Origin of the sequence: Blastomonas fulva, assembly GCF_003431825.1 — a bacterium.
GTDB classification, from domain to species: domain Bacteria; phylum Pseudomonadota; class Alphaproteobacteria; order Sphingomonadales; family Sphingomonadaceae; genus Blastomonas; species Blastomonas fulva.
The window spans coordinates 3,459,041-3,484,453 of sequence record NZ_CP020083.1 but is presented as its reverse complement, the minus strand read 5'-3'; the positions used below and the strand labels follow the sequence as shown (position 1 = coordinate 3,484,453).

The 25,413-nt window shown below is 64.6% G+C and carries 24 protein-coding genes; 8 read left to right on the top strand and 16 right to left on the bottom strand.

All coding sequences use genetic code 11. The annotated features are described in order from the left end of the window. Positions 1-20: 20 nt before the first annotated feature. The 8 genes from rseP to rpsB form a co-directional block, all read right to left on the bottom strand. On the bottom strand, positions 21-1,133 hold the full coding sequence (rseP, locus tag B5J99_RS16470) for an RIP metalloprotease RseP (protein ID WP_069050240.1): 1,113 nt from the start codon (positions 1,131-1,133) through the stop codon (positions 21-23). 9 nt (positions 1,134-1,142) lie between these two features. After that, positions 1,143-2,348, bottom strand: coding sequence for a 1-deoxy-D-xylulose-5-phosphate reductoisomerase (gene dxr / locus B5J99_RS16465; protein ID WP_083231366.1), 1,206 nt, complete (start codon positions 2,346-2,348; stop codon positions 1,143-1,145). An 8-nt stretch (positions 2,349-2,356) separates the two neighbouring features. Then, positions 2,357-3,163, bottom strand: coding sequence for a phosphatidate cytidylyltransferase (locus B5J99_RS16460; RefSeq protein ID WP_069050239.1), 807 nt, complete (start codon positions 3,161-3,163; stop codon positions 2,357-2,359). After that, entirely contained in the window at positions 3,150-3,818 is a 669-nt protein-coding gene (gene uppS, locus B5J99_RS16455; protein WP_236823511.1) for a polyprenyl diphosphate synthase, read from the bottom strand. The genes B5J99_RS16460 and uppS overlap by 14 nt, the downstream gene beginning before the upstream one ends. A 119-nt stretch (positions 3,819-3,937) precedes the next feature. Then, positions 3,938-4,495 carry a ribosome recycling factor gene (frr, locus tag B5J99_RS16450; RefSeq protein ID WP_054134579.1) on the bottom strand — a complete coding sequence of 186 codons (558 nt, stop codon included), beginning with the start codon at positions 4,493-4,495 and terminating at the stop codon, positions 3,938-3,940. A gap of 4 nt (positions 4,496-4,499) precedes the next feature. Then, a complete protein-coding gene (pyrH, locus tag B5J99_RS16445) occupies positions 4,500-5,222 on the bottom strand; it encodes a UMP kinase (protein WP_054134578.1) in 723 nt (240 codons plus the stop codon). Between the two features lie 195 nt (positions 5,223-5,417). Further along, complete coding sequence (gene tsf / locus B5J99_RS16440) at positions 5,418-6,341, bottom strand: translation elongation factor Ts (protein WP_117353571.1); 924 nt, start codon at positions 6,339-6,341, stop codon at positions 5,418-5,420. A gap of 138 nt (positions 6,342-6,479) precedes the next feature. Continuing rightward, positions 6,480-7,322 carry a 30S ribosomal protein S2 gene (gene rpsB / locus B5J99_RS16435; RefSeq protein ID WP_054134577.1) on the bottom strand — a complete coding sequence of 281 codons (843 nt, stop codon included), beginning with the start codon at positions 7,320-7,322 and terminating at the stop codon, positions 6,480-6,482. A 350-nt stretch (positions 7,323-7,672) separates the two neighbouring features. Here rpsB and B5J99_RS16430 point away from each other — a divergent pair, with 350 nt between their 5' ends. After that, positions 7,673-7,954, top strand: a complete 282-nt coding sequence (locus B5J99_RS16430) for a hypothetical protein (RefSeq protein ID WP_054134576.1) — start codon at positions 7,673-7,675, stop codon at positions 7,952-7,954. Here the strand turns inward: B5J99_RS16430 and B5J99_RS16425 are convergent. Both B5J99_RS16425 and B5J99_RS16420 read right to left on the bottom strand, forming a co-directional pair. Then, a complete protein-coding gene (locus B5J99_RS16425; RefSeq protein WP_054134779.1) occupies positions 7,923-8,642 on the bottom strand; it encodes a CDP-alcohol phosphatidyltransferase family protein in 720 nt (239 codons plus the stop codon). The genes B5J99_RS16430 and B5J99_RS16425 overlap by 32 nt on opposite strands. 157 nt (positions 8,643-8,799) lie before the next feature. Next, positions 8,800-9,534 (bottom strand): phosphatidylserine decarboxylase, encoded by a 735-nt coding sequence (locus B5J99_RS16420; protein ID WP_117353017.1) that lies wholly within the window; start codon positions 9,532-9,534, stop codon positions 8,800-8,802. Positions 9,535-9,746: 212 nt separating this feature from the next. Here B5J99_RS16420 and B5J99_RS16415 point away from each other — a divergent pair, with 212 nt between their 5' ends. From B5J99_RS16415 to B5J99_RS16405, 3 genes are all read left to right on the top strand, one after another. Next, positions 9,747-10,967 carry an NADP-dependent isocitrate dehydrogenase gene (locus B5J99_RS16415; RefSeq protein WP_054134574.1) on the top strand — a complete coding sequence of 407 codons (1,221 nt, stop codon included), beginning with the start codon at positions 9,747-9,749 and terminating at the stop codon, positions 10,965-10,967. A gap of 7 nt (positions 10,968-10,974) precedes the next feature. Continuing rightward, on the top strand, positions 10,975-12,609 hold the full coding sequence (locus B5J99_RS16410) for a carbon-nitrogen hydrolase family protein (RefSeq protein ID WP_117353016.1): 1,635 nt from the start codon (positions 10,975-10,977) through the stop codon (positions 12,607-12,609). 61 nt (positions 12,610-12,670) lie between these two features. Beyond that, positions 12,671-14,443 (top strand): cation:proton antiporter domain-containing protein, encoded by a 1,773-nt coding sequence (locus tag B5J99_RS16405; protein ID WP_117353015.1) that lies wholly within the window; start codon positions 12,671-12,673, stop codon positions 14,441-14,443. Between the two features lie 46 nt (positions 14,444-14,489). Here B5J99_RS16405 and rlmN read toward each other — a convergent pair whose 3' ends face one another. Then, positions 14,490-15,767: a dual-specificity RNA methyltransferase RlmN gene (gene rlmN / locus B5J99_RS16400; protein WP_211337839.1), complete on the bottom strand. Its 1,278-nt coding sequence runs from the start codon at positions 15,765-15,767 to the stop codon at positions 14,490-14,492. Positions 15,768-15,846: 79 nt separating this feature from the next. On the opposite strand from rlmN, the gene B5J99_RS16395 reads away from it, so the two are divergent. Then, the gene (locus B5J99_RS16395; RefSeq protein ID WP_069050235.1) at positions 15,847-16,257 is read left to right on the top strand and encodes a low affinity iron permease family protein; all 411 of its coding nucleotides are present in this window, start codon (positions 15,847-15,849) and stop codon (positions 16,255-16,257) included. A gap of 13 nt (positions 16,258-16,270) precedes the next feature. Here B5J99_RS16395 and B5J99_RS16390 read toward each other — a convergent pair whose 3' ends face one another. Then, positions 16,271-16,768: a hypothetical protein gene (locus B5J99_RS16390; RefSeq protein ID WP_245991662.1), complete on the bottom strand. Its 498-nt coding sequence runs from the start codon at positions 16,766-16,768 to the stop codon at positions 16,271-16,273. Then, complete coding sequence (locus B5J99_RS16385) at positions 16,765-17,391, bottom strand: histidine phosphatase family protein (RefSeq protein ID WP_245991661.1); 627 nt, start codon at positions 17,389-17,391, stop codon at positions 16,765-16,767. Before B5J99_RS16385 ends, B5J99_RS16390 begins: the two co-directional genes overlap by 4 nt. 222 nt (positions 17,392-17,613) lie before the next feature. On the opposite strand from B5J99_RS16385, the gene dnaN reads away from it, so the two are divergent. Together dnaN and B5J99_RS19605 are read left to right on the top strand one after the other, a co-directional pair. Next, positions 17,614-18,732: a DNA polymerase III subunit beta gene (gene dnaN / locus B5J99_RS16380; RefSeq protein WP_069050233.1), complete on the top strand. Its 1,119-nt coding sequence runs from the start codon at positions 17,614-17,616 to the stop codon at positions 18,730-18,732. Positions 18,733-18,736: 4 nt separating this feature from the next. Beyond that, on the top strand, positions 18,737-18,913 hold the full coding sequence (locus B5J99_RS19605) for a hypothetical protein (RefSeq protein WP_156318005.1): 177 nt from the start codon (positions 18,737-18,739) through the stop codon (positions 18,911-18,913). Between the two features lie 91 nt (positions 18,914-19,004). On the opposite strand, the gene B5J99_RS16375 is transcribed toward B5J99_RS19605, so the two are convergent. Next, on the bottom strand, positions 19,005-20,288 hold the full coding sequence (locus tag B5J99_RS16375; protein WP_054134568.1) for a citrate synthase: 1,284 nt from the start codon (positions 20,286-20,288) through the stop codon (positions 19,005-19,007). A 55-nt stretch (positions 20,289-20,343) separates the two neighbouring features. Beyond that, complete coding sequence (gene gltX / locus B5J99_RS16370; RefSeq protein ID WP_054134567.1) at positions 20,344-21,765, bottom strand: glutamate--tRNA ligase; 1,422 nt, start codon at positions 21,763-21,765, stop codon at positions 20,344-20,346. 112 nt (positions 21,766-21,877) lie between these two features. On the opposite strand from gltX, the gene B5J99_RS16365 reads away from it, so the two are divergent. Further along, positions 21,878-24,043, top strand: a complete 2,166-nt coding sequence (locus tag B5J99_RS16365; RefSeq protein WP_117353013.1) for a ComEC/Rec2 family competence protein — start codon at positions 21,878-21,880, stop codon at positions 24,041-24,043. On the opposite strand, the gene B5J99_RS16360 is transcribed toward B5J99_RS16365, so the two are convergent. Next, positions 24,024-25,406 (bottom strand): L-serine ammonia-lyase, encoded by a 1,383-nt coding sequence (locus B5J99_RS16360; protein ID WP_054134565.1) that lies wholly within the window; start codon positions 25,404-25,406, stop codon positions 24,024-24,026. The two genes, B5J99_RS16365 and B5J99_RS16360, sit on opposite strands and share 20 nt — an antisense overlap. Positions 25,407-25,413 lie beyond the last annotated feature (7 nt).

Sequence of the window (25,413 nt, the reverse complement as noted above, 5' to 3'; positions counted from 1 at the left end):
GCAATCAATCAACCAGTCTTTCAGCCCAACAGGCCGAAGGATGCCAGATCGTTCACGGTAACGAACACCATCAGCGCCAGCACTGCTGCCAGACCCGATCGGAATGCCCATTCCATGACCCTGGGGTTCGCCGGTTTGCGCCGGATCGCCTCAACCGCATAGAACAGCAGATGTCCGCCATCGAGCATGGGGATTGGCAGCAGGTTGATGAACCCCAAGTTAATTGAAATCAGCGCGATGAAGAAGATGAAGTCATCCACTCCCGCCGAGAGCTGTTCGCCGGAAACCTGCGCGATCTTGAGCGGCCCGCCCAGCTCGGCGACCGAGCGGCGTCCCGTGATGACCTGGCCCAGGGTCGCGACCATCAGCTGCACGATGTCGCCGGTGCGCTGGACGGCAACCACCGGCGCCTCCAGAAGCGACACGGGGCGAACCACGGGCTTGGCCGACATGATGCCCAGCCGCCCGATGCGGTATTCGTTGTCGAAGCGATCCTTCTGGATCTCGACGCCGATCGGGAAGCTGAATTCGCGTATTGCACCATCGCGCTCGGCGCGCATGGTGATCCGCTCACCGGGACGATGGGCAATCTTGCGGCCGACCTCGTCGAACCATTCGACCGCCTCGCCGTCGATCGAGACGATCTTGTCGCCCGGCAGCAGACCGGCCTCGGCAGCGGCGGAGGAGGGGACCAAAGCGGCGACCACCGGCGGGGTCACGCTCTTGCCATAGGCAAAGGCGAATCCTGCGAGAATCAGGATGGCGAACAGGAAGTTGATCGCGGGGCCTGCAAACACGATCAGTGCGCGCTGCCACAATGTCTTGGATTGGAAGGTGCGGTTGCGCTCTTCGGCCGGGAGCGCGACCCAGTCGGGATTGGCGCGGCTGGAAGGATCCATGTCGCCTGCAAACTGGACATAGCCGCCCAGCGGCAGCATCCCCAGCTTCCAGCGGGTGCCGCGCTTGTCGGTCCAGCCGGCGATCTCGCGGCCAAAGCCGATCGAGAACGACTCCGCCTTCACCCCGAACCAGCGTCCGACCAGATAATGGCCCATCTCGTGAACGAAGACGAGTGGCCCGAGCACGAGCAGAAAGGCGAGGACGGTCAGCAGGAATCCGGGGTTTTCGCTCAATGTCAGTCCTTAGGTCTTGATCGCTGCAGCCGCGATGGTCCGCGCTTCACTGTCGATGGCCAGCACATCCTGCAGGCATTGCGGCGCAGGCGGGGTATAACCTGCCAGCACCTGCGATACAATTGCGGCGATATCGAGAAAGCCGATGCGTCCGGCGAGGAAGGCGGCGACGGCAATTTCGTTGGCGGCGTTGAGAATCGCCGGCGCGCCGCCACCTGCGGCAATCGCCGCGCGGCAGATGCCGGGGCCGGGGAAGCGTTCATCGTCCAACGGCTCGAAGGTCAGCTGGCCGATGGTCGCCAGATCCAGCGGCGCGCACTGCGTGGCGATCCGCTGCGGCCAGGCGAGCGCGCTGGCGATGGGGATCTTCATGTCGGGCGATCCCAACTGCGCCAGCGTCGAGCGGTCGCGATATTCGACCATCGAGTGGATCACCGATTGCGGATGGACGAGGATGCGGATCGCATCGAGCCCGACGGGGAACAGATGGTGCGCCTCGATCAGCTCGAGGCCCTTGTTGAACATCGTGGCGCTGTCGACCGAGATCTTGGCGCCCATCGACCAGTTGGGGTGCGCGACAGCCTGATCGGGCCGCGCGACACGCATCTGCTCGGATGTCCAGGTGCGGAACGGTCCGCCGCTGGCGGTCAGCGTGATGCTTTCGACCTCGTCGATGTTTCCGCCCGCAAGACACTGAAAAATCGCGTTGTGTTCGGAATCGACGGGGAGCAGCGTCGCCCCGCTGGAACGCGCGGCCTCGATCATCAGCGCGCCCGAAGAGACCAGCGCCTCCTTGTTGGCGAGCGCGACCGATCGACCGCGCAGCAGGCTGCGCATGATCGGGGCGAGCCCTGCACATCCGACGATCGCGGCCATCGTCCAGTCGGCATCGATATCTGCCGCATCGAGCAGCGCCTGCGGCCCCGACCAGGCCTGGATGCCCGACCCTTCGAGCGCATCGGCCAGCGCGTCGTGCTGCGCAGGGTCGCCGATGACCGCGACCTCGGCGGAGAATTCACGCGCCAGCCGCGCAAGACCCTGCGCATCGCTGTTCGCGGTCAATGCGACCACGCGATAGGCGGCGGGGTTCAGCCGGACGAGATCGAGCGTCGAGGTGCCCACCGATCCGGTGGCACCAAAGATGCTGACGCTGCGCGGAAACGCAGATGGCGGCGGCACAGTCCTGCCGGAGGAGAGCATGTTGGGTCGCGACATATGAAAGACTATCCTAGCGCCCAAAACGCATTGCCTGCAACCAGCAGTGCGACGACCGGCGCCACCGGCACCAGACCGTCGACGCGGTCGAGGATGCCGCCATGGCCGGGGATCAGCGTCCCCGAATCCTTGACACCCGCCTGACGCTTCATCCAGCTCTCCAGAAAATCACCCATTTGCGCGATGATCGCCAGCGGCGCGCTTGCCAGCACCAGCACATAGGGCAGGGCAAACTGGGTGTGCATGAACAGCGCGAAACCCAGCGCGGCGATCATGCCGCCGGCAAGCCCCGCCCATGTCTTGCTCGGGCTGATCGACGGCGCAATCTTGGGCCCGCCGATCCCGCGACCGGCAAAATAGGCGCCGACATCGGTCGCCCAGACGGTCGCCATCGTCCAGAAGGCGAGCAGCAGTCCGTTGTCCTGCTGGCGCAGGTACAGCAACGCCATCACCGGAAGCGCGCAGTAGAACACGCCCCAGGCCAGCTTGAAGCTGCGATCGATCGTGGCGATGAAGAAGGCGCCGCCGATGATGAATCCGAACGACAGGAAGCCCGGGCCATCGGCGAAGGGCGAAAGCATCGACAGCGAGGCCATCAGTGCCAGCATGGACAGCCGCCTGCGCTCCAGCCGCCCGACCAGGCCCGCCCATTCGTGCTGCATGGTAAGCGCGCCCGCCATCAGCAGCAGCCAGAACGCGACGCCGCCGAGCCACAAGGCTACGCCGGCAATGGCCACCAGCACCACGCCGGACAGGGTGCGGACCGCCAGATCATTGCCGAACAGCGAGCGGCGGACGGGGTCAGCGGCCACCAAAACGCCTTTCGCGCGCGGCGAACGAATCCAGCGCCGCTTTCAAGGCCGCGCCGTCGAAATCTGGCCAGAGCATGTCGGTGAAATACAGCTCGGCATAGGCTGCCTGCCACAGCAGGAAATTGCTCAGCCGCTGTTCGCCCGATGTGCGGATCAGCAGATCGAGCGGGGGCAGGTCTGACGTGTCGAGCGCGGCTTCGATATGCGCGGTCTGGATCGCTGCGGGGTCTATCTCGCCCCTGGCGGCGGCCCGGGCCAGCGCCTGCACCGCGCGCAGCATTTCGTCCTGCGCGCCATAATTGAGCGCTATGGCCAGCGTCGTGCCGGTGTTGGCGGCAGTGCGGTCGACGACATCGTCGATCATCTCGACCAGATCGGGCGCCAACGCCTTGTAATTGCCGATGATCTTGAGCCGGACATTGTTGGCAATGAACTCGTCGACATCGGCGCGGATGAAATGGCGCAGCAGACCCATCAGGTCGGCCACCTCATCTTCGGGCCGCTTCCAGTTTTCGGACGAGAACGCGTACAGCGTCAGCGCCTCCAACCCCATGTCGCGTGCGGCGCGTACCGTGGTACGGACCGCCTCGACGCCCTGCTTGTGGCCGATGAAGCGCGGAACGCCGCGCTTCGCGGCCCAGCGGCCATTGCCATCCATGATGATGGCGGCATGGCGCACGCCATGCCCGGGCGCCCCGTCTGCATGCAGATGAGAGGCTGCCTCCTGCACGGCCTTGGCCTGAACAGCCTTGGAATGTTTGGGGCCGGAGCGGAAGATCACTGACCCAGAATTTCCTTTTCCTTCTGAGTGGCGGCGGCGTCGGCCTGCGCGATGATCTCATCGGTCAGCTTCTGCACCTCGGTTTCGAAGCGCTTGCGCTCGTCCTCGCTGATCACGCCCTTCTTCTCGTCGGTCTTGAGCGAATCCATGCCGTCGCGGCGGACATTGCGGATCGCGATGCGGGCCTTTTCGGCATATTGTCCGGCAAGCTTGGCGAGTTCCTTGCGGCGATCCTCGGTAAGGTCGGGGATGGGGAGGCGCAGCGTCTGGCCGTCCATGATCGGGTTTAGGCCGAGGCCCGCCGAGCGGATCGCCTTGTCGGCGGGGCCGACGTTCGACTTGTCCCATACCTGCACCGAGAGCATGCGCGGTTCAGGCGCCGAGACGGTGGCGATCTGGGTCAGCGGCATGTGCGAACCATAGACCTCGACCGTCACCGGATCCAGCAGCGCCACATTGGCGCGGCCGGTGCGCAGGCCGGACAGATCGCCCTTCAGCGATTCCACCGCGCCGTTCATCCGGCGCTCAAGGTCTTTCTTGTCAAACTGTGCCACAGGTTCAGTCCTTCTGATGTACGGTGGTTGCCGTGCCCTGGCCGCTGAGAACGCGGGCAAGGTTGCCCTGTTCGCGGATCGAGAACACGACGATGGGGATGGAATTGTCGCGGCACAGGGCCACGGCGCTGGCGTCCATGACCTTCAGATTGTCTTGCAACACCCGGTCATAACTCAAGGTATCGTAACGCACCGCGTTCGGATCCAGCTTGGGGTCGGCGTTGTAGACGCCATCGACGCTGGTGCCCTTGAGCAGCGCATCGCACTTCATTTCGGCAGCGCGCAGAGCCGCGCCGGAATCGGTGGTGAAATAAGGAGCCCCGACGCCGGCTGCGAAGATCACCACGCGGCCCTTTTCGAGGTGCCGCTGTGCCCGGCGGCGGATCACCGGCTCGCACACCTTGTCCATCTCGATCGCGGATTGCACGCGGGTGGGGACGCCGAGCTGCTCGAGCGCGCTCTGCATGGCCAGGGCGTTCATCACGGTGGCGAGCATGCCCATATAATCGGCCTGCGCCCGGTCCATGCCCTTGGCAGCGCCGGCCATGCCTCGGAAGATATTGCCGCCGCCGATGACCAGGCAGATTTCAAGCCCGGTATCCTTTGCCGCCTTCACTTCGCCCGCCATGCGGGTCACCGTCGCCGGATCGATGCCGTACTGGCCGTCGCCCATCAAGGCTTCCCCCGACAGCTTCAAGAGGATGCGACGATAGGAGGGGATGGTCATGGCTTTTCCGGTGATGAAGGCTAATCGGGCGCACGGGGGCGACGCGTGGCGCGCACCATAGTCAGTGGTTGCGCGACTGCCAAGCACGTTTGGCAGCCAGCTCTGGCGTGGGTGGTGACAGGCGCCAGATCGAGACGCAAACGGCGGACAGCGCGAGGCTGCCCGCCGTTTTCATGGGCGTTGGCGCCGGGTCTCTTACAGACCGGCGGCTGCTGCCACTTCTGCAGCAAAGTCGGTTTCTTCCTTCTCGATGCCTTCGCCGAGCTGGAAGCGGACATAGTCCTTGAGCGTGATCTTGCCGCCCGCGTCCTTGGCGGCCTTGGCCACGACGTCGGCGATCGGGGTCTTGTTGTCGATCACGAACAGCTGGCTGAGCAGCGCGTTTTCCTTGCCGAACTTGGCGATCGCGCCATCGACCATCTTGGCCTGCACTTCGGCGGGCTTGCCGCTTTCGGCAGCCTTTTCCTCGGCGATCTTGCGTTCGCGCGCGATCATCTCGGCGTCCAGGCCATCGCTGTTCAGCGCCAGCGGGAAGGCGGCGGCAATGTGCATGCCGATCTGCTTGCCCAGCGGCTCCAGAATGTCAGCCGACACATCGCCTTCGAGCGCGACCAGCACGCCGATCTTGCCGAGGTTCGGCGCAACGGCGTTGTGCATGTACGAAACGACGGCACCCTGAGCGACCGAGACGGTCTTGATGCGACGGATCGACTGGTTTTCACCAATGGTGGCGATCGAGTTGGTCAGCTTTTCACCGACGGTTTCGCCATCCGGATAGGGAGCGGCCTTGAGCGTGTCGACATCGTCACCGGTGGTCATGGCGACCGACGTCACCTTGCGGACGAAATCCTGGAACTGTTCGTTCTTGGCGACGAAATCGGTTTCGCTGTTCACTTCGACAGCGACGCCCTTGAGGCCTTCGACCTGAATGCCGACGAGGCCTTCGGCGGCGGTGCGGCTCGACTTCTTCTGCGCGGTTGCGAGGCCCTTGGCGCGAAGTGCGTCGACGGCGGCTTCGATGTCGCCATCGGCTTCGGTCAGCGCCTTCTTGGCGTCCATCATGCCGGCGCCGGTGCGCTCACGCAGTTCCTTAACATTAGCAGCGGTTATAACAGCCATGTTCATGTTCCTTGTCTTGAAATGTGGTTGCAGGGGCCACAGGTGCGGGCCAGTGCCCGGCCCGTAGCCCCTGCATGTGTCAGTTTTGCGCAGTAAGCGGGTGAGCGATGGCTCGCTCGATCACATCAAGCCGTCCGATCAGGCAGCCGGAGCTGCATCGCCGGTTTCTTCCGGGGTCGATTCAGCACCGGTGAATTCGGCAGCCGAAACTTCCGGCTCGGCAGGTGCTTCTTCAAGCGCTGCTTCTGCCGGCGGTTCGGCCATCGCGCCGACGTCCTGGCCCGATTCGACCACGGCACCGGTGCGGCCCTTGGTGGCAGCAGCGGCGATGGCATCGCAATACAGGCGCACGGCGCGCGCTGCATCGTCATTGGCGGGGACGGGGAAGGCGATGCCCTGCGGGTCGACGTTCGAATCGAGGATCGCGATCACCGGGATGCCAAGCACGTTGGCTTCCTTGATGGCGAGATCTTCCTTGTTGGCGTCGATCACGAACATCACGTCGGGAATGCCGCCCATGTCGCGGATGCCGCCGAGCGAAAGTTCCAGCTTGTCGCGTTCGCGGGTCAGCTGCAGGACTTCTTTCTTGGTGAAGCCCGAGGTGTCACCGGCGAGCTGCTCTTCGAGCGTCTTGAGGCGCTTGATCGAACCCGAGATGGTCTTCCAGTTGGTGAGCATGCCGCCCAGCCAGCGGTGGTTGACGAAATGCTGGCCGCTGGCGCGGGCCGCATCGGCGATCGGCGACTGTGCCTGGCGCTTGGTGCCAACGAACAGAACCTTGCCGCCAGCCTGGACGGTGGCCGACACGAACTCGAGAGCGCGCGCGAACAGCGGCACGGTCTGCGACAGGTCGAGGATGTGGATGCCGTTGCGCGCGCCGAAGATGTACGGCTTCATGCGCGGGTTCCAGCGGTGGGTCTGGTGACCGAAGTGTGCTCCAGCTTCGATAAGCTGCTGCATCGTGACGACAGGTGCCGCCATAAGCTAATTCCTTTCCGGTTGTGCCTCTGGAAGACGGGAACCTGCTGGACATGCCCTCAAAGGGCCGCCGGGGCACCGGTATGTATGTCTTCCATGTGGATTGACTGCGGCACTGCGCCACAGACGAGCGCGCCCTTAAGCTCTCATCGGAGCGAAATCCAGCATTTTATGGCGCGCGGGGACATTTTTCCGCTTGACGGAACAGAACGTAGATGGAACAAAGTGCAAACAAACAGGGTTAACCCGCCGCCCGACCGGGGTTTAGGGAACCTGGGCTTGTCCACAACGTTATCCACATGTTCCCGCATCCGGTCTGGACCGCAAGCGGGTGAGGCCGAGGAAAACTTGCCATGGTTGCTGTCATCACCGCCCTGTTTTTCACCTGCGCAGCGGCATTTGCCGTGTTTACGATCAACCGATCGCTCACGGGCTCGGTCGACCGGATCGACGCGCTGTTTGCGCAGTATCGCGCCTTGGGAGATGATCGCGTCGTGACGGGCGGAATGCGTCCGGCGGTGCGGTTCAACCCCGCACCTGCACCCGACTTTGCACCGCGGACGGTCGTTGCCCTGCCGCGCAAGGCGGCAATGGTCGCTCAGGTCAGCCCTGCTGGCTGGCGCGCTGCCGCCTGACCTTGGAATAGGACCGGATGCCGAAAGGGATCAGGGTCAGATAAACCACGCAGATCGCGGTGAGAGTGATCCACGGCATGGTCAGCAGTGACGCGGCGGTGAGAGCAAACAGCGCCAATGCCTCAAGCCTGATGTTCTTGCGCAGCCGCAGCGATGACCAGCTGAAGGTCGCGACGTTGGAGATCATCAGGAACGCAATCAGCAGGATCCACGGGGCGACCACCGTATAGTGGCGAAGTTCCTCGATCCCGGTTTCCATCCACAGATACAGCGGCAGCATAGCCAGCCCGGCGCCAGCGGGTGCGGGCACACCAGTCATATAGCCGGCGGACTTGTGCGGCTGGTCTTCCAGATCGATCTGCGCGTTGAAGCGGGCAAGACGAAGCGCGCAGCACACCGCCAGCGCGAGCGCGATCAGCCAGCCGAACCGCGGCAGTTCGTTGAGCGACCACAGGAACATCAACAGCGCGGGCGAGACCCCGAAGGCAATGGAATCGGCAAGCGAGTCCAGTTCCGCACCAAAGCGGCTCTGTGCTTTCAGCATGCGGGCCACACGGCCGTCGATCCCGTCGAGTACGCCTGCAAGCACGATGGCGCCTGCTGCCAGCGGCCATATGCCATCCATGGCAAAGCGGACGCCGGTGAGGCCGCAGCACAAAGCGGTCGCGGTGATCGCATTGGGCACCATCGCGCGCAGCGTCAGCCCCTCGCGCAGCCGCAGCCGCCTGCCGGCAAGATAGCGGATCGGGCCGCGCCGTCCGCGGCGTTCCAGAGGATCGGGATCGGTCATGCCAGAATATCCTTGGTCGGCGCAGGGCAGGCGGGGAGGGCGGCGGTGCCGGGCATCAGTGCGAAATTCCCTCGCGCACCGGGGTCTCGCCGATCACGGCCAGAATGGTCTCGCCGGCGACGATCCGCTGCCCCTTGACCACCGCAGGCGCAGTGCCCAGGGGCAGATAGACATCCACGCGGCTGCCGAAGCGGATCAGCCCGACCCGCTGGCCGACGGCGACAAAATCGCCTTCCTTGATGAACGGCACGATCCGCCGCGCGACCAGTCCCGCGATCTGCGTGAACCCGATGCGCGCGCCATCGCTGCGCTCGATCATGATGTGCTGGCGCTCGTTCTCGTCGCTGGCCTTGTCGAGATCTGCGTTGAGGAACTTGCCCGATATGTAGACGATCCGGCGGATCGTGCCGCCAATCGGGGCGCGGTTGATGTGGACGTCGAACACGCTCATGAAAATGGAAACCCGGTACAGCGGATCGGTTCCAAGGCCTTCGGGCCCGGCCAGCTCCACGGGCGGCGGCACCAGCTCGATCATCGTGCACAAACCGTCGGCAGGCGCCACCACCAGCCGCTCGTCGAGCGGTGTGACCCGTGCCGGATCGCGGAAAAAGGCGAGGATCCACAAGGTTATCCCGGCCATCGGCCAGGCCAGTGTTTCCCATGCCAGCAACGCGAAGATCAGCGTCATGGCAGCGGCGGCGACCGCAAACTTGCGTCCCTCCGGGTGTACCGGCGGCATGCTCCAGCTCGCCAGGCCCTTGCCCCGGTTATCCAGTAATTCTTGCGACATGCCGGACCTCTTAGGGGCTGCAGGCGGGTGTGACAACGCCCAAACCCCGCCTTGCGCGGCGAACCGTGTTGCAACGCAGCATTATCATGCGCTTACCAGCGCCCGCACGCGCAGGCGCCGGGACCGGGTGCTGCACGGTTGAAACATGGGCGGACTTTGCTAAGAGCGTCCCATTCTACGATTCCTCCCTAGCAAGAAGGCGCAAATCCCGCATGGCCAAGATAAAAGTAGCCAAGCCCGTCGTCGAGATCGACGGCGACGAAATGACCCGCATCATCTGGGAGTGGATCCGCGAACGCCTGATCCTGCCCTATCTCGATATCGATCTGAAATATTACGATCTTTCGGTCGAGAAGCGTGACGAGACCAACGACAAGATCACCGTCGATGCCTCCAACGCGATCCGCGAGCATGGCGTTGGCGTCAAGTGCGCGACGATTACCCCCGACGAACAGCGCGTCGAGGAGTTCAATCTCAAGAAGATGTGGAAGTCGCCCAACGGCACGATCCGCAACATTCTGGGCGGCGTGGTCTTCCGCGAGCCGATCGTGATCTCGAACATTCCGCGTCTGGTTCCCGGCTGGACCGACCCGATCGTGGTCGGTCGTCACGCCTTTGGCGACCAGTACAAGGCCACCGATTTCCGTGTCCCCGGCCCTGGCAAGCTGCGTCTCGTATTCGAAGGCGAGGACGGCACCAAGATCGACGAGGAAGTGTTCCAGTTCCCGTCCTCGGGCGTCGCCATGGCGATGTACAACCTCGATGATTCCATCGCCGATTTCGCCCGCGCCTCGATGAACTATGGTCTCGATCGCGGATGGCCGACGTATCTGTCGACCAAGAACACCATCCTCAAGGCCTATGACGGCCGCTTCAAGGACATCTTCGAAGAGGTCTTCCAGGCCGAATTCAAGGACAAGTTCGACGCAGCCGGCATCACCTATCAGCATCGCCTGATCGACGACATGGTCGCATCGGCGCTGAAATGGTCGGGCAAGTTCGTCTGGGCGTGCAAGAACTATGACGGCGACGTGCAGTCTGACACCGTCGCGCAGGGCTTTGGTTCGCTGGGTCTGATGACTTCGGTGCTGATGACCCCGGATGGCAAGACGGTGGAAGCCGAAGCCGCTCACGGCACGGTCACCCGCCACTATCGCATGCACCAGCAGGGCAAGGCGACCTCTACCAACCCGATCGCGTCGATCTTCGCCTGGACCCGCGGCCTCATCTATCGCGGCCGCTTCGACGAGACGCCAGAAGTGGTGCGCTTTGCCGAAACGCTCGAGCGGGTTTGCGTGGAAACCGTCGAAAGCGGCGCGATGACCAAGGATCTGGCGATCCTCATCGGCCCCGATCAGGCATGGATGACCACCGAGCAGTTCTTCGAAGCGATTCGCCAGAACCTCGAAACGGAAATGGGTACTTGGGCGTAAGGCGTTGATGGCACAGCGCAGCAGCAAGGCACGGTTGGAGGTACGGCAGGCCCGGCGGGGTGATATTCCCGGAATATCGCAACTCGTCGAGCGTGCCTATCCCAGCCTGCCACCGTACAAATTCGGTGAGCTGCGCGGGCAGATCAACAACTTTCCCCAGGGCCAGTTCGTCGCCATTCTGGACGGCGAGATCGTCGGCTATTGCGCCTCGTCTCGGGTCACCGAGGCGATGGCGTTCGCCCCGCACGACTGGGAAGAGATCAGCGGCAACGGCTTCGGCACGCGCCATGTGCCCACCGGCGAATGGCTGTACGGCTATGAGATGTGCGTCGATCCGGCGCAGCGCGGCGTCCGCATCGGGAAGCGTCTGTACGAGGCGCGCCGCGCGCTTGCCGAACTGCTCGATCTCAATGGCATCGTCTTTGCCGGGCGGATCCCGGGATATGACAAGGCCAAGCGCACCAAGAAGGCGGACAGCCCGGAAGATTATCTCGCCAAGGTGATCGACGGAAAGCTGCGCGATCCGGTGATCGGCTTCCAGATTGCCAACGGTTTCGCGCCGGTCGGAATTCTCACCCGCTATCTGCCCGAGGACAAGCAGTCGCGTGGCCATGCGGTGCAGATGGTGTGGCGCAACCCCTATGTGAACCCCGACGAGCCGCCGACCCACCGCGTTCCGCGCGGTGTCGAGAGCGTCCGCCTCGCCACGGTGCAGTTCCAGGCGCGTGCGGTCGCGAATTTCGAGGAGTTCGTGCGCAACGTCGAATATTTCGTCGATGTGGCAGCCGACTACAAGGCCGATTTCGTGCTGTTCCCCGAGATGTTCACGATGTCGCTGCTCTCCTTCGCCAAGAAGAAGATGGGGCCGCAGGAGGCGATCGAGGCGCTCAGCGAATTCACTCCGCGCATCCGTGACGAACTCACCCGGATGGCGATGGAATACAACATCAACATCATCGGCGGATCGCACCCCACGCGCGCGGACGATGGCGATATCCAGAACATCGCGCTGGTGGCGCTGCGCGACGGATCGATCCATGCGCAGGAAAAGATCCACCCCACCCCCAACGAGCGATACTGGTGGAAGATCAAGGGCGGCGACAGCATCGATGCGATCCAGACCGATTGTGGTCCGATCGGCGTGCTGATCTGCTACGACAGCGAATTCCCCGAGCTGGCGCGGCGTCTGGCGGACGAGGGCGCGCGGATCATCTTCGTGCCGTTCTGCACCGACAGCCGCGAGGCCTATATGCGCGTGCGCTATTGCTGCCAGGCGCGCGCGATCGAGAACCAGTGCTATGTCGTGATGTCGGGCAATGTCGGCAACCTGCCCGATGTCGAGAACATGGACATCCAGTATTCGCAAAGCTGCATCCTGACGCCCTGCGACCTTCCGTTCGCGCGCGATGGTATTGCGGCGGAAGCCAGCGAGAATGTCGAGACGCTAACGATCAGCGATGTCAACCTGGACGACCTCAGCTGGGCACGCAGCGAGGGCACGGTCCGCAACCTGGGCGACCGCCGCTACGATCTCTATCACATCGAATGGGACCGCGCTGTGGGACGCGGCACGGCCGCTGCCAAGCGCGAGCGGGCTCGGCAGGCGGCACCTGCCGGGCCGCAGGGCGGCGGCGGCGGATAAAGCGCTGCCACGGCGCGATTAAAGGCTGACAGCCGCGGCGGCATCGGTCATTACCTGATCCATGCACAATCCGCTCGACAATCCGGTTTTCAGCGATGCCCTGGTCATTCTGGGCGCGGCAGGGATTGTCATCCCGGCCTTTGCCCGCTTCCGGATCACACCAATCATCGGTTTCCTGCTGATCGGTATCCTGGTCGGGCCGTCGGGGCTGGGCTCGCTCGTGGATGAATATCCCTGGCTGTACCACATCACCATCACCGATGCGGAATCGATCGGGCCCTATGCCGAATTCGGTATCATCCTGCTGCTGTTCACCATCGGGCTGGAGCTTTCGTTCAAGCGGTTGTGGAGCCTGCGAAAGCTGGTGTTCGGGGTCGGCGCCGCCGAGCTTTTGCTGTCAGCGCTGATCATCGGGGCGGCGCTCAACCTTGCCGGGCAGAACTGGAGCGGCGCGATCGGGCTGGGGCTGGCGCTGGCGTTGTCGTCCACCGCGCTGGTGCTGCCCATGTCGGGCACCACCTCGCCGGTGGGCCGCGCAGCGCTGGCGATGCTTCTGTTCGAGGATGTCGCGATCGTGCCGATCATCTTCCTGCTCGGCGCGCTGGCACCGATGGCGGGGGCAACCGAAGCCGGCAGCCTCGGCATGACGCTGCTGCTGGGCGTGGCCACCGTGGTCGCCATGCTGGTGCTGGGCCGGCTGGTACTGCCGCGCATGTTCGCGCAGGCCGCGCGCACCAAGAGTCCCGAGCTGTTTCTGGCCGCCAGCCTGCTGGTGGTGATCACCGCCAGCCTTGCGACCGCGTCGGTCGGGCTGTCGCCGATCGTCGGAGCGCTGCTTGCCGGGTTGATCATCGCCGAAACCGAATATCGCGGCGAGGTCGAGATCCTGATCGAACCGTTCAAGGGCCTGGCGCTGGGCGTGTTCTTGATTACGGTGGGCATGTCGATCGATCTTCGTGTGATCGCCGCTTATTGGCAGGAACTCGCGATCGCAGTGGTCGGCGTGCTGGTGGTCAAGGCGGTGGTCACCGGGTTGCTGCTGCGCGTCGCAGGCGCGAGGCGTGGCACGGCGGCGGAGGCCGGCGTGCTGATGGCCAGCCCGTCCGAGACCACGCTGATCGTGCTTGCTGCCGCAGTGCAGGCGCAGCTGATCCAGGCATCGACCGCGCAGTTCTGGCAGATCGTCACCGCGATCGGCCTGACGATCACGCCGTTGCTGGCCAAGCTCGGCCACACCATGGCCCGGCACCTCGAAATGCGCGCGAGCGACGCCGCGCCGATCGACCAGTCGGATATCGCCAACGATCGCACCGTGATCTTCGGCTATGGCCGTGTCGGCGAGATCATCGCGGACATGCTCAAGCAGCACCAGCAGCCCTATGTCGCGGTGGAATCCAATGTCGATGTGGTGATGGACGCGCGGCGCTCCGGCGTCCCGATCGTGTTTGGCGATGTCGCGCGCCCCGAACTGCTTGACCGGCTGCGGCTGGGCCATGCCCGCGCGCTGATCCTGACGATGGACGATCCGGTGCTGGCGGTGCAGATCGTGCGGCGCGTGCACGGCTGGGTTCCCGACCTCACCATCATCGCCCGTGCGCGCGATACCGAGCACGCCGCCGAGCTTTATCGCGCCGGGGCCACGCTCGCGGTGCCCGAGGCGCTGGAAAGCTCGCTGCAGCTTTCCGAGGCTTTGCTGGTCGATCTGGGGATAGCGATGGGCCATGTCATCGCGTCGATCCACGAAAAGCGCGACGAAATGCGCCGCCGGATCATGGACGAGGGTGAACTCGACGAGAAGCCGGCATTGCGCTCCAGCGAGGTCTCTGCGGGGTAGGGCCATCTTTCTCCCCTACCGCTTGCGGGAGGGGAGAGGCGTTCTTTCACCCCAAAGCCGCCTGCTTTTCCTCCGCCAGCCGGTCGAGCTCGGCGCGGGACTTCTTCTCGGATGCGGATTTCAGCTGGCCGCACGCGGCCATGATGTCGCGGCCGCGCGGGGTGCGCACCGGGGCGCTGATGCCGCCTTCGAACACGATGTCGGAAAAGCGCTTGATCCGCTCGGGGTCCGAACACTCGTAGATCGCGCCGGGCCAGGGATTGAACGGGATCAGGTTGACCTTGGCGGGCAGGCCATAACCCTTGATCAGCCGGACCAGCTCGCGCGCATCCTCGTCGGTGTCGTTCTTGTCCTTGAGCATCACATATTCGAACGTGATGCGCCGCGCGTTGCTTGCGCCAGGATAGTCGGCGCAGGCCTGCAGCAGCTCTTCCAGCCCGAACTTGCGGTTGATCGGCACGATCTCGTCGCGCACCTCTTTGGTCACCGCATGCAGCGAGACCGCAAGGTTCACCCCGATCTCCTCGCCGCACCGCGCCATCAAGGGTACCACGCCGCTGGTCGAAAGCGTGATCCGGCGCTTGGAAAGCGCCAGGCCATCGCCGTGCATCACCACCTTCATCGCATCACGCACGTTGTCGAAATTGTAGAGCGGCTCGCCCATGCCCATCAGCACGATGTTTGTGAGCAGCCGGCCATCGGCGGTGTAGGACGCAGCGTCCTCCTCGTCGTCGAGCTGGTCCATCGCGCCTTTCGGCCATTCGCCCAGTGCATCGCGCGCCAGCATCACCTGGCCGACGATCTCGCCCGGGGTCAGGTTGCGCACCAGCCGCATCGTGCCGGTATAGCAGAATCGGCAGTTGAGCGTGCACCCGACCTGACTGGAGATGCACAAGGTGCCCCGGTCCGCATCGGGGATGAACACCATCTCGTATTCCTGCGAGTCATCGGTGCGCAGCAGCCATTTGCGGGTGCCGTCGCTCGACACCTGCGCCTCGACCACCTGTGGACGGCCGATGACGAAACGCTCCTCCAGCCAGGGCCGCATCTGCTTGGCGATGTCGGTCATGCTGTCGAAATAGGTCACGCCGCGGTGATAGATCCAGTGGAACAGCTGCTTCGAGCGCAATTTGGCCTGTTTGCGGTCGAGCCCGGCAGTCTCGAGCAAGGCGGCGATGTCCTCGCGCATCAGCCCCATCAGGTCGGAACGGCCATCGGCGCGTGGCGTGATCGGGCGCGGCACGGGAACGGGATCGATATGGCCGGGGATGGCCATGTCCATCGAGGTCGCGGCGGAAGCTTCGAGGGAAGTGTCGGTTGTCATGCGCGCCACATAGTCAATCGGACCGCCAAATGCTACCTCCGCGGTCCAAGCTGTTCCCCGCCAGCATGCAGGAGTTTCCATGGACCGGTTCTTCACCCTCATTGCGACCCATGTCTCGCGCGCCGTGGGGCAGCCTTTCGCCTTTGTTGCGGCGATGGGCATTATCTGTGTCTGGGGGGTGACCGGGCCGGTGTTCGGCTATTCCGATACCTGGCAGCTGGTAATCAACACCGGCACCACGATCATCACCTTCCTCATGGTATTCGTCATCCAGAACAGCCAGAACCGCGATGCCGCCGCGATGCAGGCCAAGCTCGACGAGCTGATCCGCACCCAGCAGGATGCGCGCAACGCGTTTATCGGGATCGAACACCTCACGGAGGTGCAGATCGAAAAGATCCGGGCGGCGCTGGAAAGCGAGGGCGAAGCGCAGGAAGAGGCGCGGCTGGAGCGCCACGAGAGCGTCGACCGGTTCCTGAAGCGGCTTTGATCAGGGGCGCTGATCAACGGTCCCGGGCACAGCCCAAGGCGGCAGCGTCGAGCGCGGTGGCGGCGCCCTTGAGCAGATAGACATCGCGTATCGTTCTGCCGTCCGCGCCATCGGCACTGGCGGTCATCTCGCGCGCCGAGCGCATCGCCGCAATGATGCTGGCGTCCATCGCCTTGTCGCTGGCCCAGGCGTCGCCGCCGCCGCCGATGAGCGTGAACCTGCGCACGCCGATGGTCAGCGTCACCGGGCTTCGCCTTGCCATCGGGCGGCTCAGCCTCAGGTGAAACTGGCCCCGCACTCCGCGCCTGGGCCAATAGCCGATGCTGGCGAACGGGCGGTACTGGCGGGTTCCGCGCACGGTCTCAGGCTGGGATATGGCATAGCAGCGCGGCACCTGCGGGTCGCGAAACGCACCCCAGCTGTCGAACACGCCCAGGCTGTCGCGCGCCTGGAGCGGAGCGGCGGCGAAAAAGGCGACCGTTGCCGCCAGCGCCGCCAGCCCCCGTCTCACGCATGGCCTCCGCCGGTGCCGGTGACAACGATCTCCTCGTGGCCATCGGCGATCATCACCACCGATCCCTGCGGCAGTCCGGGGGCGACCGGGGCGCCGAACACCGGGTGCGGCGGCAGGCCGAGCAGCACGCCGCGCAGCACCCGGCTCGAAATGCCGTGCATGATCACCAGCCGGTCGCCGGGGTCGGCGGCATGCTCTGCCAGCCAGTCGATGACGCGATCGGCGATCTCGGGATAACTCTCGCCATCGGGCGCGCATCTGAGCAGCATTTCGGGTGCCTCGATCACCGGGCCGACCTCGGCGATGACGTCGGCATAATAGCGCCCGCCCCAGCAGCCCATGCCGATCTCGACCAGCCGGGGGTCGTGCGCCGCATCGTGCCAGTCGAGCCCGAGATGCTCGGTGATCACCGCCAGTGTCTGCAGCGCGCGGCCGGTGTCCGATGCGTGGAGCGACAGGGCAGGGCGGGGGCCCAGCACCCGGGCCAGCGCCGCGCCCATGCCATCGGCCTGAGCAAAGCCTGCGCGGGTCAGCGGCGTGTGGAGATGGTCGCCCTGCAGCCTTTTGGCGGCGTTGAACACGGTTTCGCCGTGCCGCGCGATGAACAGGCGCCCAGCCATGGGAGGGCAGGAAAAACGGGAATTTTGCGTCATATCGGTCCCGTTTCGGCAATAGTGGCGGCGCGTGCAAGCCCGGGCGCCCATTTTCCACAGTTTAAACGGAATTCCGCGGCTATCGGCTTGCGGGAAAAGCCAATATTGTTAATGAAGTTGGTCCGGATTCTGCCATTATGGCAGGGCATGTCTTTTGGTTTTGAGGCCGCCCGGCCTCGGGGGATTTTCATGAAAGCGACAATCGAACGCGCGACGCTCCTCAAGAGCCTCAGCCATGTTCAGTCGGTGGTGGAACGGCGCAACACGATCCCCATTCTGTCCAACGTGCTGATCGAGGCCTCGGCAGATGGCGCACTGCGCTTCATGGCGACCGACCTCGATCTGCAGATCGTCGAAACGATGAGCGCCTATTCGGTGGAAACCCCCGGATCGATAACCGTTTCGGCGCACACCCTGTTCGAAATCGCCCGCAAGCTGCCAGACGGCAGCCAGGTGATGCTCGATGCCGCCGACGGCAAGATGCTGGTCCGCGCCGGACGCAGCCGCTTCACGCTTCCCACGCTGCCGCGCGACGATTTCCCGGTGATCGCCGAGGGCGACCTGCCGACCAGTTTCGAGCTGGCCGCGGCAGAGCTGGTGCAGATCATCGACAAGACCCGCTTTGCGATCTCGACCGAAGAGACGCGCTATTATCTCAACGGCATCTTCCTGCATGTCGCCGATGATGATCGCCCGGTTCTCAAGGCTGCGGCGACCGATGGCCATCGCCTCGCCCGCGTCACGCTCGACCGTCCCGATGGCGCAGAGGGGATGCCCGACGTCATTGTTCCGCGCAAATGCATCGGCGAATTGCGCAAGCTGCTCGACGAACGAGGCGATGCCAAGGTGCAGATCGACCTGTCCGCCAGCAAGATCCGCTTCACTTTGGGCAGCGCGATTCTGACCTCCAAGCTGATCGACGGGACCTTCCCCGATTACAGCCGGGTGATCCCGACCGCGAACGACAAGCTGCTCAAGATCGACCCCAAGGCTTTCGCTCAGGGCGTCGATCGCGTCGCGACCATCGCCACCGAAAAGACCCGCGCGGTCAAGATGGCGCTGGAAAAGGACAAGATCACGCTGTCGGTCACCAGTCCGGAAAACGGCACCGCGGCTGAAGAGGTCGAGGGCGAATATTCTAGCGACGGGTTCGAAATCGGCTTCAATGCGCGCTATCTGCTCGATATCCTGGGTGAGCTAGAAGGCGATGTCATCGAACTGCATCTGGCCGACAGCAGCGCGCCGACGCTGATCCGCGAAAACGATAAATCGAATGCGCTGTACGTGCTGATGCCGATGCGCGTCTGACGCCATGCCCGGCGTCGGGGCCTTTGTCCTGATCGCCGTTATCCTTGCACTGCTGGTGCTGGTCTACCGGTTCGATCGAACCGGGGGAACTCTGACGCTGTTTGCCAGCCTGTTCGTGATCGCGCTGCTGGTGCTGATGCTGTTGATGGCTGGCCTGGTCGTCGCCGCTGGCGCAGTCTGAACACTCCTTGCCCACACAGCAAAACGCCCTCCTGGTTGGACCGGGAGGGCGTTTTTGCGTTTCGGTCTCTTATCGGCTTAGCGCCAAAAACTCAGCGCTTGTCGACCGGAACATAGGGACGCTGCGTCGGGCCGGTGTACAGCTGGCGCGGGCGACCGATCTTCTGGCCGGGATCGGAGATCATCTCGTTCCACTGCGCGACCCAGCCGACGGTGCGCGCAAGTGCGAACAACGCGGTGAACATCGTGGTCGGGAAGCCGATCGCCGAGAGGATCACGCCCGAATAGAAATCGACGTTCGGGAACAGCTTCTTCTCGATGAAATAGGGGTCGTTGAGCGCCATTTCCTCGAGCTGCAGCGCGACCTCGAACACCGGATCGCTGACCTTGAGTGCCTCGAACACTTCGCGCACGGTCTTCTGCATCACCGTCGCGCGCGGATCGTAGTTCTTGTAGACGCGGTGGCCGAAGCCCATCAGGCGGAACGGATCGTTCTTGTCCTTGGCACGCGCAATATAGTGCGGGATCTTGTCGGGAGTGCCGATCTCGCGCAGCATGTTGAGCGCCGCCTCGTTGGCGCCGCCATGCGCCGGGCCCCAGAGGCAGGCGATGCCCGCAGCGATGCACGCGAACGGATTGGCGCCCGAGGACCCTGCCAGGCGAACGGTCGAGGTCGAAGCGTTCTGTTCATGATCGGCGTGGAGGATGAAGATGCGGTCGAGCGCGCGCTCGACCACCGGGTTCACCTCATAAGGCTCTGCCGGAACGCCGAAGGTCATCTTGAGGAAGTTGCCGGTGTAGGACAGCGAGTTGTCGGGATAGACGAAGGGCTGGCCGACCGAATACTTGTACGCGGCAGCAGCAATCGTCGGCATCTTGGCGATCAGCCGATGGCTGGAAATGCGGCGATGCTCGGGGTCGGCGATATCGGTCGAGTCATGATAGAAGGCAGAAAGCGCGCCGACGACACCGCACATGATCGCCATCGGGTGCGCATCGCGACGGAAGCCGCGATAGAACTGCATCAGCTGCTCGTGCAGCATGGTGTGGCGCGAGATGGTGTAGGTGAAGGTGTCGAGCTCGTCCTTGCTGGGCAGTTCGCCGTTCAGCATCAGGTACGACACTTCCATGAAGCTCGAATCCTCGGCGAGTTCGCCGATCGGATAGCCGCGGTGCAGCAGCACGCCTTCATCGCCATCGATATAGGTCAGCGCGCTGTCGCAGCTGGCGGTGGAGGTGAAGCCCGGGTCATAGGTGAAGCAACCCGTCTCGGCATAAAGCTTGCGGATATCGATGACATCCGGGCCGATCGTTCCCGACCGGATGGCATAGCTGCTGTCCTTGTCGCCGATCTTCAATGATGCGCTGTCTGACACGGTTCGTTCTCCTCAAAGCGGTTCTTTGGCAAGCTAGTGGTGTGCGTGAGGCCCCTCAGGCGGCCACGCGCGTGACGTCGTTGATCCGGGCGAGCGATTCCTCGCGTCCCAGGAGTTCGAGCACATCGAAAATGCCCGGAGAGCGCGCCTGCCCGGTCAGGGCGGCGCGCAGCGGCTGGGCGTAAGTACCGAGGCCGTGCCCCTGAGCCTCGGCGAATTGCGTAACCTTGTCCTCCAGAGCGGCGGCAGTCCAAGGCGCTGTCTCGGCCAGAACTGGCGATACTGTCTGCAAAATCGCGATCCCATCGCCTTCTAGCAAAGATTTTGCTTTCTCGTCCATGCCTAAGGGTCGCGTCTTGAAGAGAAACTGAGCTCCATCGGCAAGCTCGTTGAGGTCGCGCGCGCGAAGCTTCATCACCGGCATCGCGCGGGCAAGCAGGTCGGTACTGGCGGCGGCATCCACATCCGGCATCAATGCGGCAACCCGCGGCGCGACCAGGGCGGCGAGCGCGGCGTCATCCATCTCGCGTAGATACTGGCCGTTCAGATTGACGAGCTTCTTGGCATCGAAGCGCGAGGGCGACTTGCCGACATTGGCGAGGCTGAACAGCTCGACCGCCTCGGCGCGCGAGATCTTCTCGCGGTCGCCATAGCCCCAGCCCAGCCGCAGCAGATAGTTGAACATCGCATCCGAGACGATGCCCATGTCGTCGCGGTAATTCTCGACACCCAGCGCGCCATGCCGCTTGGACAGCTTGGCGCCGTCGTTGCCGTGGATCAGCGGGATATGCGCATAGATGGGCTCGGGCCATCCCATGGCCTGGATCAGCACGAGCTGGCGGAAGGCATTGTTGAGGTGATCGTCGCCGCGGATGATGTGGGTAACGCCCATGTCGTGATCGTCGACCACGACCGCGAGCATATAGGTCGGCGTGCCATCCGAACGCAGCAGGACATAGTCGTCGAGCTCGCGTGCGTCGACGGTGACCGATCCCTGGACCTCGTCGGCGATGGTCAGCTTGCCGGTCTGCGGCGCCTTCAGCCGGATGACATAGGGCGCGCCTTCGGGCGCTTCGGATGCGTCGCGGTTCCGCCAGCGGCCATCATAGCGCATCGGCAGCTTCTTTTCGCGCTGCTCGGCGCGCATCGCCTCCAGCTCTTCTGCGGTGGCGAAGCACTTGTACGCATTGCCCGCAGCCAGCAGCTGATGCGCGACCTCGGCATGGCGGCCTGCGCGTTCGCTCTGGAACACCGGGGTGTCGTCCCAGTCGAGACCCAGCCAGTCGAGCCCGGCAAAGATTGCCTCGATCGCTTCGGGGGTGGAGCGCGCCTTGTCGGTGTCCTCGATCCGCAGCAGCGCCTTGCCGCCGTGATGCCGCGCGAACAGCCAGTTGAACATCGCGGTGCGCGCGCCGCCGATGTGGAGGAAACCGGTCGGCGAAGGCGCAAAACGGGTGACGACCTGTCGGTCGGCCATGGCTGCCGAAACAGGCTGATTTTCGCCGCTTGCACTCACTTGCGCTTTCCTTTCAAACTCGCCCGACATGGCAATTTCGACCGCCTCTAGCACGGCTTTCTGGCAGCGACAAATGGCCAGTTTGTCCCGTTTTTTACCGCCTGTCGGTCTCGGCGCGGCGGCGGAGCGCTTTGTTCTGGCAGAGCGCGATCAGCTGCCGCCCTGGATCGTGGTGGCCTTTGGCGGCGGCATTGCCGCATGGTTCCTGCTGCCGGGCGGCGCGTGGCATGCGGCGGTGGTCGCGATGGGACTGGCGGTGGCGCTCGCGGTGCTGGGGCTGCGGGTCGGCTGGACTGCGATGGAGCTGGGGCCACGCTGCGTGTTCGTCGCTGCGCTGATGATCGCTGCCGGCACCGCGCACATGGCCTGGCGCGCCGAGCGAGTCGCCGCCGATCCACTCCCTGCGCCGTGGTTCGGCACGCTCACCGGGCGGGTGATCGAGCGCGAGATGCAGCCCGCGCGCGAGCAGGTGCGGCTGGTGCTGCGAACCGCACCCACGCTTGGTCTGCCACAGACGGTGCGGGTGAACCTCGATCTGGCGAAGGATGATCCGCAGGCGCGCACCGGAGCGATCATAAGCGCCCGCGCCCGGCTGATGCCGCCTGCGCAGGCCTCGCTGCCTGGAGGCTACAGTTTCGCGCAGCGCGCATGGTTCGAGCAATTGGGCGCCACCGGCAGCATGCTCGATCGCCCACGCATCGTTCAACCGGCAGCCGGGAGCAGCGGGCTGGATTCGCTCCGCGCGCGGCTCTCGGCACATATCCAGGCGCAGGTCGGTGGCGGGGCAGGGGGCATTGCTGCGACGCTGGCGACCGGGGATCGCGGCGCGATCGCCGAAGAGGATGCCGAGGCGATGCGCCGCAGTGGCCTTGCGCATTTGCTCTCGATAAGCGGGCTGCATGTCACTGCGCTGATCGGTGCGGTCTGGCTGGTCACGCTAGAGGTGCTGGCGCTGTCGCCGCCGCTGGCGCGCGCCTGGCGGTTGCCTTTGGTGGCGGCGGGGGCGGGCGCGCTGGCGGGGATCGGCTACACTCTGCTCACCGGCGCAGAAGTTCCCACGATCCGATCGTGCGTTGCGGCGCTGCTGGTTCTGGTCGCACTCGCGCTGGGGCGTGATCCGGTCTCGCCGCGGCTGATCGCAGCAGGTGCGATGCTGGTGCTGCTGGTCTGGCCCGAAGCGCTGATGGGGCCGAGCTTCCAGCTGAGCTTTGCCGCGGTAACCGCAATCGTCGCGCTGCACGATCATCCTCGGATGCGCGCCTGGGCCGCAGCGGACTATTCGTGGCCGGGGCGAGTGGCGCGGTTTCTGGCGATGCTGTTCCTCACCGGGTTGCTGATCGAGTTCACGCTGATGCCGATCGCGCTGCACCATTTCAGCAAGGCCGGTCTGTATGGCGCGCTCGCTAATATGGTGGCGATTCCGCTGACGACGTTCGTCATCATGCCGCTCGAGGCACTGGCGCTGGTACTCGATCTTGCGGGCTGGGGAACACCAGTCTGGTGGCTGTGCGGCGTGGCGCTGGAGGCCCTGCTGACGCTCGCGCATGAAGTGTCCGATGCTCCCGGGGCGGTCACCTTGTTCCCCAGAATGCCCGGTTGGGCGTTTGCACTGTTCGTCACCGGCGGGTTGTGGATGTTCCTGTGGCGTAGCCGTGCACGCTGGCTGGGGCTGGCGCCGATCGCGGTCGCCAGCGTTCTGGTCGCGCTGCAACCGGTGCCCGATCTGCTGATCACCAGTGATGGGCAACATCTCGCGGTGGCCGGGGAACGCGGGCGGATGGTGGTGCTGCGCGCCCGCATCGGCGACTATGCGCTGCAGACACTGAGCGAAAGCGCGGCGTTCGAGGGGCAGGCGACCGCGATGCAGGACTGGCCGCAGGCTGCGTGCTCCGCAGAGTTCTGCAGCTTTGCTCTGAGCTCAGGGCAGCGACGCTACGCGGTCCTGGTCGGGCGCAACCGCGAGCGGGTGCCCGAACGCGGGCTCGCCGCTGCCTGTCGCCGCGCGGATATCGTGATCGCGGGCCGCTGGCTGCCGCGCAGCTGTCGCCCGCGCTGGCTCAAGGTGGATCGCAGGATGCTGGCCGAGACGGGCGGGTTGGCGCTTTATCTCGGAGACGAAGCGGTGCGCACCGTTGCTGCGGACCATCGCGGCCATCCCTGGTGGGACCGGGCGGTGGAACAGCGCGAGCAGGCGATGGAGGCCAAACGCGCCGCGCGGCTCAGCACTCCACCACGTTGACCGCAAGCCCGCCCTGCGAGGTTTCCTTGTAGCGCTCGTTCATGTCGAGCCCGGTGCGGCGCATCGTCTCGATCACCTCGTCGAGGCTGACGCGGTGGGTGCCGTCGCCCATCATCGCCAGCCGCGCTGCCTCGATCGCCTTGACCGCGCCGACCGCGTTGCGCTCGATGCACGGCACCTGCACCAGCCCCGCGACCGGATCGCAGGTGAGGCCAAGATTGTGCTCCATGCCGATCTCGGCGGCGTTCTCGACCTGCATCGGCGTCCCGCCCCAGGCGGCGACCAGCCCGGCGGCGGCCATCGAGCAGGCGACCCCGACCTCGCCCTGGCAGCCGACTTCGGCGCCCGATATCGACGCATTCTCCTTGAACAGCGACCCGATCGCCGCTGCGGTGAGCAGGAAGCGCTCGACGCCTGCCTGATCGGCACCCGGAGCGAAGCGATCGTAGAATCGCAGCACCGAGGGGACAATTCCTGCGGCGCCATTGGTGGGCGCGGTGACGACCTTGCCGCCGGCCGCGTTCTCCTCGTTCACCGCCAGCGCCCACAAATTGACCCAATCGATCACGGTCAGCGGATCGGAGAGCATCCGCTCCTGCCGCGCCATCAGATGCGCCATGATCAAAGGCGCGCGGCGCTTGACCCGAAGGCCGCCGGGAAGCTCGCCGCCGGTGCGGATACCGCGGTCGATGCAGGCGGACATTGCGGTGGCGATCTCTTCCAGCCCTGCCGAAAGCGCCCCGGCATCGCGCGCCGCCAGTTCGTTGGCGCGGGTGATTTCGGCGATCGAAAGCCCGGTCTCGGCGGCAATCGCCAGCAGCTCGGCGCCCGAGCAGAAAACATGAGGCGGATCCCACAGCCCGCCTGCGCCCGGCGCATTGCCACCGGTCTCATCCTCATCGACCACTGCGCCGCCGCCTACCGAGAAATACGCGCGCTGATCCAGCTGCGACCCGCTCGAGTCGAACGCGGCAAAGGTCATCGCATTGGAATGATAATCGAGCCGCTCGCGCTGCAGGAACAACAGGTCTGCCGCCTCGTCGAAGCTAATTGCGTGACGCTTGCCGAGCAATATCTCGCCCGACGCCCGAATCTCGGCAATCAGCCGGTCGGCGGCATCGGGATCGCAGCTCACCGGCTCTTCTCCGGCAAGACCGAGCAGGATCGCCCGGTCGCTGGCATGGCCCTTCCCGGTCAGCGCGAGCGACCCGTAGAGCCGGGTCTCGACCCGGGTGACGCGCTCCAGCACGCTGCGGTCGCTCAGGCGCTCGACGAACCGGTTAGCCGCGACCATCGGCCCCATGGTGTGGGAACTCGACGGGCCGATGCCGATCTTGAACAGATCGAAGACTGACGCGACCATGCTATTC